This is a genomic window from Thomasclavelia sp., assembly GCF_017889095.1.
In the GTDB taxonomy this organism is placed as follows: domain Bacteria; phylum Bacillota_I; class Bacilli_A; order Erysipelotrichales; family Coprobacillaceae; genus Thomasclavelia.
The window spans coordinates 1-13,827 of the sequence record NZ_JAGHEW010000120.1; the positions used below are offsets into that span (position 1 = coordinate 1).

A 13,827-nucleotide genomic window follows, 5' to 3' on the forward strand; every position below is an offset into this window, starting at 1 on the left:
AAATTACATATTTGGGGATTATTATCTAATGGTGGGGTTCATTCTTCTAATGAACATATTTATGCATTATTAAAATTAGCTAAACAAGAAGGATTAGAAAAAGTTTATGTTCATGCTTTCTTAGATGGACGTGACGTTGCTCCTGATAGCGGGGTAGATTTTGTTAAGGAATTAGTCGAAAAAATCGATGAAATCGGTGTTGGTGAAGTAGCTACTATTTCTGGTAGATATTATGCAATGGACCGTGATAAAAGATTTGACCGCGTTGAATTAGCATTTAATGCGATTGTTAATCATGAAGGTGAAAGCTTTGAATGTCCAGTTCAATATGTAAAAGATTCATACGAAAAAGAAGTATATGATGAATTCGTAGTTCCAGGTTACAATAAAAATGTTGATGGACAAGTTCAAGATGGAGATTCAATCATTTTTGCTAACTTCAGACCAGATAGAGCAATTCAATTATCAACTGTAATTACTAATGATGGTTTCTATGATTATGAATTTAAAAACGTACCTAAAAACATTACATTTGTATGTATGATGAAATATGCTGATAGTGTTAATGGAAGCATTGCTTTTTCACTAGCAAAACTTACTAACACATTAGGTGATTACTTATCAGCTAAAGGATTAAAACAATTAAGAATTGCCGAAACTGAAAAATATGCTCACGTAACATTCTTCTTTGATGGTGGATTGGATAAAGAAATCGAAGGAGCTACTAGAGTATTAGTTAACTCACCTAAAGTTGCTACTTATGATTTACAGCCAGAAATGTCTGCTTATGAAGTTAAAGACAAATTAATTGCTGAATTAGATAAAGATCTTTATGATGTAGTTATCGTAAACTTTGCTAACTGTGATATGGTTGGACACACTGGTGTAATTCCAGCAGCAATTAAAGCTGTAAGTGTTGTTGATGAATGTGTTGGAGCAGTTTATGAAAAAGTATTTGAATTAGGTGGTACAATGTTGATTACTGCTGATCATGGTAATAGTGAAATGCTATTAGATGAAGAAGGTAATCCATTTACAGCGCATACTACAAACGTAGTACCATTAATTGTAACTAATTCACACTTAGAATTAAAAGAAGGCGGAAAATTAGGTGATTTAGCACCTACGATCCTTCAATTATTAGGTTTAGAAATTCCTGAAGAAATGGATGGACAATCTTTACTTAAATAATGAAAAAACTAATTTTATTAATTACATTAATTTTAACTCTTAGTGGATGCCAAAAAGCATCCACTATCCACATTCAAAAAAATTCTGATTTATCAGGAATTCATGAAATAGATTATGATAGTTTACAAGAAAAATTAACCGCTAATCAGCCCTTTGTATTATATATTGGACGTCCTGATTGTGGTGACTGTCAAGAATTTTATCCGATTTTAACTACTTTTTTGAAAGAAAATGAAGGAATTTATCTTTATTATTTAAACATTCAGGCTTTTCGTGATGCTGCTTTACAAGAAGATGCTAGTGAAGCAGAAATCGCTTTTTATGATAATATGCAAGAAGAACTTGATTTTAACTGGACGCCAACACTTAAATTAGTTAATAATGGTGAAACAATTGATGAGTATACTTATTTAAGTCAGGAGTATTATCAAATTAAAGATGAAGATAAACAAAAGCAGGCTAAAGAAGATTATATTGATGACTTTAAGACCTGGATGAATGATATTTATGAGTAGGTGATTGAATGAAAAAATGTCCACATTGTAAAAAGAATATTCCCGATAGTGCTAAAGTTTGCCCTTATTGTGGAACTCGTTTAGAAAAAGGATATCGTCCTATGAAACGAACTAATGCTTTTCCTAATTATCTTTATTTAATATTGGCGTTTATCTTAATGTTTTCGCCAATTCTATCAACTTTGATGTTTGGTAGTTTACTAGATAGCGACACCGCTACTAGCCAAAGCCCTCAAACACCTGATAGTGCGATTACTTTAGGACCGTTAGAAAAAAGCGATGAAGAAAAAGTGGCTTATTATTTTGGTTCGTTAGATAATTTTGATAAACTGGTCACTAATAGTGATGAATATGTTAAAAAGATCAAAGCTGTTGAAGCTGATTTAAAGGAATTAACTAAAAAATATGGTGATGTTGAAATTAGTAAAGATTATGATTTTTATGTAACAGAAAATAATAATGTTCATACTAATATTACCTATATCCTTAATGTAAGTGATCAAGAGGAAATCAAAGTTTCTTTATCTTATGATCTATTAAAAAAAGCTAATCGATTAGAAATAAAAGATGAAATCACTGGTTTTGAAAACTATGAAGCGATGAAAGTAAATGATCAAAGTTATCAATTGAGTAAAGATATTGTTACTTTATTAAATGGAGAAAAGGAATTTGCCTGCTATCAAGATGTATCTAAACAATTTAATGAATTAGACCTTGATTTAAGTAAAGAACGTTTGGGAAATTATGGTTTAGCTGTAAATAAGCAACAAAAAACTACTGATATTTCAATGCGTATTTTGGGAAGAGAAACTAATTATCGTTTACAATTAACTTATCAATGTGAAATTGATCTTGATAAACTGATTTAAAGATGATGCAAATCATCTTTTTTGTATTTAAAAACAGAAATTCTAATGAACTTCTGTTTAATCATCTTTGTCTTTGTCATCTTTATTTGCGATAAATTCAATAAAATCTTTAACAACATTGTATTTATAGGCTGATACTTGAATCGTAAGAGGTAAATCAATATAAGTATTTTCCTGATCACGGATTTCATCTAGGTTAAGCGGTTTATTAGTATAGCCAAGAATGTAATCGGATGTAACGTTAAAATATTCAACCATTGATCTTAATACTTTAGTACTAGGATCACGTGTTCCTTGTTCATAAGCTGCTAAAGTACGTGGTTTTACACCAATTATTTTAGCTAACTGATTACGGTCAAGATTGTGTTCATCGCGTAAATATGCAATTCTTTCTCCTGTTAATCTAGACATTTTAATACACCTCAATATGTATTATAGGTTAAGTTTTTAAAAATTATGGAAATCTACACAAAATAGATCTTAAAATTACTTAATTAACACAATAAGTGTAAGTTAAAACATTTTTGTCGTATATTTGAACTTGAAAAAAAGAAATGTGGACATGTAAAAAACATAAGATTTATTATCTTATACAAACGTGTTATAATCATTATCAAAAGTAGGTGATCATAGTGGAAAAAGAAAGAATATCAATTAAAGGAATTCCGGCTATTTTATATGGAAAACCAAGTAATCAGGTTTTTATTGCAATCCATGGTAACAAATCGCATAAAGAAGATCCGGTTATTGAACTGTTAGCCAAAGTGGTTTGTCAACAAGGTTATCAGGTATTAAGTTTTGATTTACCAGAACATGGTGATCGTCAGGAAGAAGCGACACTATGTGTTGTTCAAGAATGCATTTTGGAGTTAAAAAAGATCTTTAATTATGCTTTACAAAACTATCAGACAATTAGTTTATTTGGCTGTAGTTTAGGAGCATATTTTAGTTTAATGGCATACTTTGATATTATATTTAAACAATGTTTATTTTTATCACCGGTTGTTGATATGAAAAAATTATTGGATACAATGATGGGCTGGTTTAATATAGACGAAGCAACACTTAAAGAAAAACAAATCATTAATTTACCAATTGATGAAGTATTATATTATGATTACTATGAATATGTAAAAAAACATCCAGTAAAAAAATGGAAAAGTAAAACAATGATCTTATGTGGCAGTTTAGATAATGTAATTGATTTAAATGATGTTAAAGCTTTTTGTCAGCAATTTCAAGGTGATTTACAAATAATGGAAAATGGGGAACATTATTTTCATAGTGAAAAACAATTAGCTTACTTAGAAAATTGGATCAAAGAAAAAATGGAGGGATAAGAGGATGAAAAAAATAGCTGTATTAACTTCTGGTGGTGATGCTCCGGGAATGAATGGGGCGATTAGAGCTATTGTTAGGGTTGGAATAAAACATGGTTTTGAAGTTTATGGTGTTTATGAAGGCTATCATGGCTTAGTCGAAGGTAAAATAAAAAAGTTAGGATACAGTGATGTATCGGAAATATTAGCCCGTGGGGGAACAATTTTAGAATCATCAAGATTACCGGAATTTGTAAATGATGAAATTCAAGCAAAAGCAATCAATAATTTAAGAGCTTTACAAATCGACAATTTAGTGGTTATTGGCGGTGATGGCAGTTATCGGGGAGCTTTAGCTTTATCTAAAAAAGGAATCAACTGTATCGCTATTCCGGGAACAATTGATAATGATATTAATGGAACTGATGAAACAATTGGTTTTCATACCGCTTTATGTAATATTATTGATGCGGTCAATAAATTAAGAGATACCTCAAGTTCTCATCATCGTTGTTTTGTTATTGAAGTCATGGGTAATAATGCTGATAGTTTAGCTTTATATTCAGCAATCGCCTGTGGTAGTGAATTAGTTGTGACTAATAAGACCGGTTATGATGAAGATCATATTATCAAAGAATTAATTAAAAATGAAACAATCTACAATAAACGTCATGCAATCGTCATCGCCAGTGAGAAAATTTTTGATGTTGAAAATTTAGCTAAACGAATTAGTAATGAAACTGGTTTTTCAGGCCGTTCGATTGTTTTAGGCCATATTCAGCGAGGTGGTTCACCAGTGCCTGAAGATCGCATCTTAGCTGCTAGAATGGCTAATAAAGCAATTGAATTAATTGAACAAGGCAAAAATGGCAAGTGTGTCTGTTTAGTTGATGGTAAAATTGTAGCTAAAAATATTGATGAAGCGTTAAATGAAGTAAATAAAAATAATCAAATGCTGTATCAGTTATTTGAAGACTTAGTATAATTGGAGGTTAAGATGAAAAAGATACTCTTTAGTGATATGGATGGAACAATCTTAGATTTTGATGGCTTGCTTAATGATCAAGATAAAGTAATGATCGATAAGTTAAGAGGGCAAGGTCATTTAGTTGCTTTTAATACCGGACGTAATTTAGAAGAGGCATTAAAGGCAGTTAAACGTTTAAAATTAAATTATGATTATCTAGTTTTAAATAACGGGGCTCAAATTATTGATCATTTAGGCAACGAATTATTTAAACAAGTAATCAGTAAAGAAACTGGAATTGATATTATTGACCATTGTTTAAAGTATTCAGATATGTGGATTTATTTTTATGATGGTAAACAAACTTTAGCTTATTATAACGGTGACACATATTGTTATGATCACCATGGTAATAAGACATTAAGTAATGATCATGACTTTGTTAAAGAGTATCCTCTAGTAAAAGAATTTGATATTATTGCTTTACATCAAGATAATCAAGAAATTAATGATTTATTAAAAATCCAGGCATATATAAAAGAAAAATATGATACGATTGCCCATGGCACTTTAAATACCTTCTATTTAGATATTACATCTGGTAATTGTACTAAAGGAACTGGTATTAAAACACTAGTAGAATTATTGAATGAAGAAGTAGCAACTTATGCTATTGGTGATTCTTTTAATGATTTAACAATGTTTGAAAGTGCTGATCATAGCTATACTTTTAATCATGTCGATAAACAAATTGCTAAAAATACCGATGGTCAGGTAGCTTATGTAGCTGATTTAATTGAAATGATGTTAGAATAGGGGGAGTTTAAATGAGCTGGCAAGAAAAATTACGACAAGTAGAACCGTATGTGGCTGGAGAACAGCCAAAGATCGTTAATATGATCAAATTAAATACGAATGAAAATCCGTATGGTCCTAGTGAAAAAGTAAAAGAAGTTTTAAAAGAAATAGATATTGATAAATTGCGTTTATATCCAAATAGTGATGCTGTAGAATTAAAACAAGCTTTAGCTAATTATTATCAATTAGATGAAGATCAAGTATTTTTAGGAAATGGTTCTGATGAAGTTTTAGCATTGACTTTTTTAACTTTCTTTAACGGAAAAGATCCAATTTTATTTCCCGATATTACTTATTCATTTTATCCGGTATATTGTAATTTATATCAAATGGATTATCAGTTAGTTAAACTAAATGATAACTTTGAGATTAATCTTCAAGATTTTATGCAGCCAAATAGCGGAATCATTTTTCCTAATCCTAATGCTCCAACTGGAGTGTTAGTAAGTGTTGATTTTATTGAAACTGTAGTTAAAAACAATCCAGATAGTATTGTGGTCGTAGACGAAGCTTACATTGATTTTGGCGGAACTAGCTGTGTACCACTGATCAATAAATATGATAATTTAGTAGTTATTCAAACATATTCTAAATCACGTTCGTTAGCGGGAATTAGACTAGGAATTGCTTTAGGAAGTAAAGAAGCAATTAGACATCTATATGATGTAAAAAACTCTTTTAATTCATATCCGGTTGACTATATCGCCCAGCAAGTTTGTTTAGCTAGTATTTTAGACGATCAGGATACTAAACAAAAATGCGCTAAAGTTATTAAAACTAGAGAACGAGTAAAACAAGAATTAAAACAGTTAGGTTTTGTGGTATTAGACAGTTATGCTAATTTTGTCTTTGTAAAACATCCTCAAGTTGCTGGTGAACAGCTGTTTTTAGCACTACGTCAATCTGGAATCATTGTTCGCCACTGGAATCAAGAAAGAATTGATCAGTTTTTACGAATCAGTATTGGTACCGATGAACAAATGGATCGTTTAATTACTTTTCTTAAAACATATTTAAATAACCAGATCTAAGATCTGGTTATAATTTTTTAAATTTTTGTTTACCACTACGAATAAAGACGAGATTATCATTACTAGATAAATCCTGATTATATGTATAATCATCAAAAGTAACTGTTTTAAGTTTATCTAAAGTAGTTATTTTATTTTTGATCATGATTTCCAGCATTTTACCTCGAGCTTGTTTGACATACATTGAATTACGAGTTAATTTACCAGCACGATCTTCGACAAAATCGATATTAATGATATGCTTATGATCAACCATCTTCATAAATTCTTTAGAAGCAAGTGAAATAATAAAATCTTCATCTTTAAAATAATCAGTTACTTCTTTTTTCCAGTATTGATATAGATCTAAATCTAATTTCATGGTCATATCTAATCGATAAGGAACGATACCGGTATTGTATTGCAAAATACCATAATAAGCTGATAAAATCGTTAAATACTGCTCTAGATATTTAAAATCACTATCATCATAATTATCTAATTTTAGTTGTTTTAATACGGTTCCTTGATAACAATATAAAGCCGGTGTTACAGCTTGATCTTGATTGTGATAATAGTCATAAACAGTTTGTGACATTTTAAAAGAAATCTTCATCAGATCATGAATTTCTTCAATACTAAATTGTTTTAGATATTGATGTAACTGCTCAGTTTTATCAGGAAAAAGCAATTTAGCTGGATTAATATTTAATTGTTTTCTTTTCATTACTTTAGCTGGAGCTATTATTATTTTCATTTATATCACCCAGATTATTATATCGTATTTTACAAAAATATGATATACTTGTCATGGTGATGAAAATGAATAATACAATTATAATTGATAAAATATTGATCCATATGTTAGATCTCGAACATAGTAAAGTAGTTTATTCCGATACTTTTATCAATCTAATCGAAGGAACAACTGAATATTACGATAAAAAAATTGAAAAATGTCTTGAAAATACGGGTATCAAAGAATTAGTCGTTGGCAGTCAGCATCATTTACTTCAGGCAGCTAGAAAGATGTTAGAAAGTGATGAAGATTTTAAAAGCGAATCAATTAAAATAACTCAGGATCTTTTTGCTCTTTGTACTAAGATTGAAGAGATGCCTAATGCTAATTTAATGTTTGTGGAATTAAAAATAGATGGTAAAAAATATATTTTGATCATTAAACTAAACTATAAAACAATGCCGATGAGTTTGATCGAAGAAGTTGATGGTAAACAAAGTATTCGCTTTATCAATCAGCAAATTTTGCCAAATAAAACAACGGCAGTTGAAGAAGCGATTATTATCAATATTGAAGACAGTATCCTTTCAATTATTGAAAAACGCTTTATGATTGATGGTAAACCAGGTTATTACTTAAATGAACAGTATATTAAAGGGGAACCTAAATTAACTGATAAACAAAAAATGAGTATCGTCAATAAAGTCGTAAAAAAAGTCGATAGTCAATATAATGTCGTTGAAGGTGATCCTTTACCATTGGTAAAAAAAGAATTAGTTGATTTAGTAATGGAACATCGTCCGGTAAAACCGTTAGAATTAGCTAAAAAGGTCATGGGTGATGATTATAATGCTAGTGAAGAAGTCGAAACGATCATGAAAGATATGGGAATTGATGAAGATGATGAAATTGTCAATGTTCCAATTTCATTAGATCGGATGTCACGCTGTAAATTAGTATTAGATGATGATCGTATCATTGAATTAAGTGTTGAGGATTATCTGGATAATATTGATATTGAAAAACAAATTGATGAAAATGGCAAGACTAAAATTATTTTAAAGAATATCCAGGATATTGTTGTTAAATAGTAAAAGGCTTAGGTAAAACTAAGCCTTTTAAAATGTAACATAACGATCAATATATAAATAATAAACTAAAGCTTCAATTTGTTTTTGTGGAAAAACGCGAGCTAAGATTTTCTTGTAATACTCTAATTGTTTTTGGTGTAATGAAATTAAAGCTTCTTCACTAGTATGTTTACTTAAATTATCAGTTTTATAATCAATAACAGTAATTTTATCATCGTTAATACAAACAACGTCAAAGATACCATGGATAATTTGATTATCTTCATACATTGAAAATTCTTTTTCCTGGTAAAGATATTTACTATTAGCCATTAATTTAAAGACATCGCTAGCGACAAATGTTTTTAAATGCTGATAGTAAGCCATAATAACTGACCACTCATTTTCATCAAATAAATTTGTTTTTTTGATGCGCTTTAATTCAGCGTCTAAATTCAAGTTAGGTACAATTTTTAAATGTTCTAAAAAACTATGAATGATCGTTCCACGATTGCTGGCTTCTATGGTGATACCATCACTTTCATAACTAAGTTCAGCAAAACTGCGATCACCATCAGCTATTTTTTTGGTTACGGCGATTGCTTTATCAATATCAGTTGGATAAGGATAAACAAAATCACTATAGTTATAATATGATCTTAAATCTAAGTTTGTTTCTAATGCTTTATTGATCATTATTTGCTGATCAATATCATCATGGCTAAATATTTTGATGGCAAATTTACTATGCTTAGTATTATCTTGAATTAAATTAGGACTATGATGGATCATGATCGTTTGAAAATTATGTTTAACTAAATCCTTTAATTCATCTTCTTGATTATTATCTAATAATTCACGATCAATTCCTTGTTTAATAATATCATCATGGCTCATTAAAGAAATCATCAACCAGTCAAGATAACTGTTTTGTTTTCTGGCGTTATGATACAAGATTACTTTATCTTTACATCGTGAATTAGAAATAAAATCCGTGCCATTATTAATTACATAATCTTGCCATTTAACAATATCATCACTATTTTTAAGCAATCCTGTTAAAATTAATTTTTGACTAGCTCTAGTTAAAGCGACATAGAAAATCCGCATTTCTTCATTAATCGCTTCACTGTTTTGACAAGTTGCAATTAGCTTACGATACTTATTTTCATATTCAATAACGATATTATGATACGGTTCTAGATCTTGTTTTAATCGCGGTTTAATCGCGATTCCTAATCGTTTATCACTGATGATCTGTTCTCTAGAATCCTGAAGATTAAATTTGTTTTGTAAATTGGAAACAAAAACGATTGGGAACTCTAAACCCTTAGATTTATGAATCGTCATAAAAGAAACTACATTATCATCGTTACTTGAAACCATTGCCGGTGAAACATTAATACCATGTTCTAACATCGTTGTAAACTTATTGGTAATTGTATTTAAGCTTTCATCATGCATTTCATCTAATTTTTCGATAAATAATTCAATGTTGGCAACTCTTTGATTACCATTGATCAAGGATGCTAAAAAAGCCAAATACTCATTATCAGTGATAAATTTCATGATGGTATCTTTAACACTATGATAAGTAAAATAATCACGTAGCTGATGATAATAATCAATAAATTTTTCTAATCGACGATACTGTTCATCTTTGGTTTCAATATAATTTAGAACATTATCATACATTGAAATCGAATCATCTTTTCTAATTGCAGCAATTAAATTTTCATCAAAATTACTATATAAATAATTACCGGTTAATAAACTGGTAAAAGCAATATCATCTAAATGATTATTAAAAGCTTTTAAAACATGAATGATATTAATAATTTCCGGTTCTTGTAAAAAACCTTGTGATAAAACTATGTGACTAGGAATCTGGTAACGATTAAAGATTTTTTTAAAGGCAATGAAACTGCGAGTACTGCGCATTAAAATTACGATATCACGATAATTAGCTAATCTAGTAGTTTTATCAAAGTTATCTAACTGCAATTTACCAACTAAATCCTGGATTTTACGAGCTACTATTTTGGCTTCTAATTCAGCATCGCTATTAGCGGCTTTGGTTTGATATGATAGTAAAACTTCAGTTGTAAAACGGGTTTCCTGGTCAAGCCGCGTAGAAGCTTTGTTTTCAACTAGCTCTTTTTCATCAAGCTCTTTAGCACCTTCTTTTCGTAAATAGTCATAATTTAATTTGGCGCTGTCATCAAGATAATAATCCAAACCGCCAATATCCTTGTCCATGATCTGATTAAAAATATAATTAACGCTATCTAAAACAATTTTATTAGAACGATAGTTGAATTTAAGATCAATTCGTTTAGTATCTGGTAAATGATTAAAAGTTAAATATTTTTGATTAAAGATTTCAGGATCAGCTTCACGGAAACGATAGATTGACTGTTTCATATCACCAACCATAAAACAGTTGATTGATGGTTTTTGAAAAGTAGCAATTTTTTGAATCAAAGTTTCTTGAATTTGATTAGTATCCTGATATTCATCGATCATGATTTCTTTTAACTGGAGATAAAGCAAACTGGCAATGCCATATTGCGGTTCTAACAGTTTTAAGGCATTAGCTTCAAGATCATTAAAATCTAATAAATTATAGTTATGTTTATAGCTTTGATAGGCAATTTTAAATTCTTTTAAATAAACAATCATTTTTTCTAATGGTTTTAAAGAAACCGCTAGAACCTGTTTAAATTCATCAATATCATCATAAACAAGATCATTAAATTTATCACGATAAAACTTGATAACATTATTTTTTAAGCGATTATATTCATCTTTATAAGGCATATTATCATCGTTAAATAAACCACGACTATCATAACTGCGATTTAGTTTAGCTTTGCTGGCAGTGATTATTTGATCAATATCATTAGAATCAATTGCTTTAATGACATTAAAATAATATTGTAAATGACAGTCATAAGGACTTGGTAAATTAGCTTTTTTAGGATTATCATCAAATGGGTTTTGATAATAGAAACTTAATTGATGACTGCTTGCATAATTGGCTAATTCATGGGCTTTGTTTAAGCCCATGATTGCCTGCTGTTTTAAAATTTTGATAATTTGTTTAGTAATGGGCCAGTTGTTTAAATTAGCATCAGGATCATCGATGATACTATTATAGATATCGTTTTTGATATCTATAATATATTGATCAAAATCATAGATCGTATTACTTAAATTTTCAAATTTAAATAGAGCATTTTTGAATTTATCAAAATAATGATCGGGGAAATAAGTATCTACAAAATCAATAAAGTCATCATTTTGACACCATGAAGCGATACAGTGATCAAGAATTTGATGTTTGATCAAAGTTGGATCACTAGAAATTTCAAAGTTACTATTTAAATCAATCAAATAACCATATTGTTTTAATAACGTACTACAAAAACCATGAAAATTAGTAATATAGGCTTTAGCCAGTAACTGCTGCTGTTTTAATAAGTGCTGTTTTAAACTTTCATCGATATCATCTTGCAGGCGAGCTTGCAAGGCACTTTGTAAACGCTGTTTCATTTCTAAAGCAGCAGCATTAGTAAAAGTCAATACTAACAGCTGATCAACATTATAGTTATCTTCTTCAATCAATGCCATGATACGATTGACTAAGATCTTGGTTTTTCCGGAACCGGCTGGAGCGGAAACTAAAATAGAACAGTTTCTCGTGATTACTGCTTCTTCCTGGCCTTCGTTTAAAGGATTAATTGCCATTTTCTTCTCCTTCCCTAATTAAATATTCTAGATTTTCATTATTAACTAATTGATATTCGTTATAGAAAACATCAAAATTACAAATTGAGCGATAATTACAGTAAGTACAAGGATTAACTTTAGTAAAAATAGCGGGATCATCGCTGCCTTTAGGGGCAATTTGGATATTTCCTTGACTTAATTGCTGGTACAAAGTTTCGATATGATTAGTAATATAATCGATCAAACGTTTTAAATTAAAAGTTGATAAAACATTGCCTTTGTAAGCATCATCTTTTTTAACGTAACTAACTTTAATAATTTTAGAGTTACGTTCCATATCATGATCAACTCGTTCAATTATTTTTTCATTGACATAACCATTCATCCGATATAATTTAAAGAAATTATCATTTTTTTCATCCTCGGTAATTTTTAAACTGCTGCTTAGAATTCTTTTTTTAGTATTGAAATATAAAATTCCCCCTAAATCTAAATTCTTTAAAGAAGTCAAAGTATCTAGATATAATAACATTTGGATATTAAAACCTTGAATCGCTAAAGAAATATCGAGATCTTTATTGCTTGATTTATAATCAATGATTTTTAGATAATTATCACATTGATCAACGCGATCAACAATTCCAGTAAAATTAAAATCAGGATATTTTCGTTTTATTTCTAGCTCGCTGGCAATTATATTAAAATCAGATGCTTGCAGTTGCTGATTTAAGACAATGATTGTATTTACTAGATCTTGTTTAATTGTTTTAAGAATATAAAAGTTATTATAGTAATTTAAGCGTTCATTTAAATTATTATTGGTTAGATATTCATCAAGCCACTGATCAATTAAGTTAATTAAATGATTGGAATCAATGCTTACCATTGAATATTGGTCTTTAGCTTTTTCTAAAACATAGTGAACGATTGAACCAATTTCATTAGCTTGAAAAGCCGGCTGTTTAAAAGGATAAATTTTTAAACCATATTGATTATAATATTTATAAGGGCAGCCATTATAAGTTTCTAGTTTACTAGCCGATAGATAATTAGAAAATAGCGGCTGATTTAATGTTGGTGGCTGATTATGTTTTTGCTTATAATAATCAATCATTTGATTAAGGTCACTTTGACGCATATCCTGGCTGCCTTTTAAATAAAGATTTTTCTTTAATGCCTGATGTAAATAATCAGCGTTGATATCAATATTAGTAATATCAAACATTTTAGCTAACTGAATATATAAACTTGATTGTAATAGCGGCTGACCATCAATAGTTGCATTACTAAATGAGATGATCGTATTATTGTTTTTGTTGTTTAATGCTTTTAAAATATTGTTTTGATTGCAAGCAATTTGATCATTTAAACCAGGTAATTGTAAATTTAAATAATCCTGGTCTAATAAAATTCCCGTATCTTTAAACTGATTAGGGACAACTGTTTCATTAACTCCGGTTAAATAAACTTTTTGACAATTCAACATACCGCTATAACATTGCTCATAACTTAATAAATAGACATGATCATTATTTGGTTTTTTAGTTGTTTTTAAAA

General features: G+C 29.3%; 12 protein-coding genes. 8 read left to right on the forward strand and 4 right to left on the reverse strand.

What is annotated here, in order from left to right; genetic code table 11:
- The 3 genes from gpmI to J7M77_RS05320 all read left to right on the forward strand — a co-directional run.
- Positions 1–1,191: 2,3-bisphosphoglycerate-independent phosphoglycerate mutase (gpmI, locus tag J7M77_RS05310; protein ID WP_296876752.1), on the forward strand; the 1,191-nt coding region annotated here is incomplete at its 5' end.
- A complete protein-coding gene (locus J7M77_RS05315; protein WP_296876755.1) occupies positions 1,191–1,706 on the forward strand; it encodes a thioredoxin family protein in 516 nt (171 codons plus the stop codon). The genes gpmI and J7M77_RS05315, both read left to right, overlap by 1 nt.
- A gap of 8 nt (positions 1,707–1,714) precedes the next feature.
- A complete protein-coding gene (locus tag J7M77_RS05320; RefSeq protein WP_296876757.1) occupies positions 1,715–2,575 on the forward strand; it encodes a zinc ribbon domain-containing protein in 861 nt (286 codons plus the stop codon).
- 57 nt (positions 2,576–2,632) lie between these two features.
- On the opposite strand, the gene J7M77_RS05325 is transcribed toward J7M77_RS05320, so the two are convergent.
- Positions 2,633–2,986 carry a helix-turn-helix transcriptional regulator gene (locus J7M77_RS05325; protein ID WP_296876759.1) on the reverse strand — a complete coding sequence of 118 codons (354 nt, stop codon included), beginning with the start codon at positions 2,984–2,986 and terminating at the stop codon, positions 2,633–2,635.
- Between the two features lie 221 nt (positions 2,987–3,207).
- Between J7M77_RS05325 and J7M77_RS05330 the strand changes: the two genes are divergently transcribed.
- From J7M77_RS05330 to hisC, 4 genes are read left to right on the forward strand one after another with little or no spacing between them, the layout of a single operon-like run.
- Positions 3,208–3,915, forward strand: a complete 708-nt coding sequence (locus J7M77_RS05330; protein WP_296876761.1) for a carboxylesterase — start codon at positions 3,208–3,210, stop codon at positions 3,913–3,915.
- A gap of 4 nt (positions 3,916–3,919) precedes the next feature.
- Positions 3,920–4,879: a 6-phosphofructokinase gene (gene pfkA, locus J7M77_RS05335; RefSeq protein WP_296876763.1), complete on the forward strand. Its 960-nt coding sequence runs from the start codon at positions 3,920–3,922 to the stop codon at positions 4,877–4,879.
- Between the two features lie 12 nt (positions 4,880–4,891).
- Entirely contained in the window at positions 4,892–5,677 is a 786-nt protein-coding gene (locus J7M77_RS05340; protein ID WP_296876767.1) for an HAD-IIB family hydrolase, read from the forward strand.
- A gap of 11 nt (positions 5,678–5,688) precedes the next feature.
- The gene (gene hisC, locus J7M77_RS05345) at positions 5,689–6,750 is read left to right on the forward strand and encodes a histidinol-phosphate transaminase (RefSeq protein WP_296876770.1); all 1,062 of its coding nucleotides are present in this window, start codon (positions 5,689–5,691) and stop codon (positions 6,748–6,750) included.
- Positions 6,751–6,757: 7 nt separating this feature from the next.
- Here the strand turns inward: hisC and J7M77_RS05350 are convergent, their stop codons facing one another.
- Positions 6,758–7,486 carry a YaaA family protein gene (locus tag J7M77_RS05350; protein WP_296876773.1) on the reverse strand — a complete coding sequence of 243 codons (729 nt, stop codon included), beginning with the start codon at positions 7,484–7,486 and terminating at the stop codon, positions 6,758–6,760.
- Between the two features lie 65 nt (positions 7,487–7,551).
- On the opposite strand from J7M77_RS05350, the gene J7M77_RS05355 reads away from it, so the two are divergent.
- The gene (locus J7M77_RS05355; RefSeq protein WP_296876775.1) at positions 7,552–8,559 is read left to right on the forward strand and encodes a nucleoid-associated protein; all 1,008 of its coding nucleotides are present in this window, start codon (positions 7,552–7,554) and stop codon (positions 8,557–8,559) included.
- Between the two features lie 27 nt (positions 8,560–8,586).
- On the opposite strand, the gene J7M77_RS05360 is transcribed toward J7M77_RS05355, so the two are convergent.
- Both J7M77_RS05360 and J7M77_RS05365 read right to left on the reverse strand, forming a co-directional pair.
- Entirely contained in the window at positions 8,587–12,288 is a 3,702-nt protein-coding gene (locus J7M77_RS05360; protein ID WP_296876779.1) for a UvrD-helicase domain-containing protein, read from the reverse strand.
- Positions 12,278–13,827 (reverse strand): PD-(D/E)XK nuclease family protein (locus J7M77_RS05365; protein WP_296876781.1); only part of this gene is annotated, 1,550 nt, incomplete at its 5' end. The genes J7M77_RS05365 and J7M77_RS05360, both read right to left, overlap by 11 nt.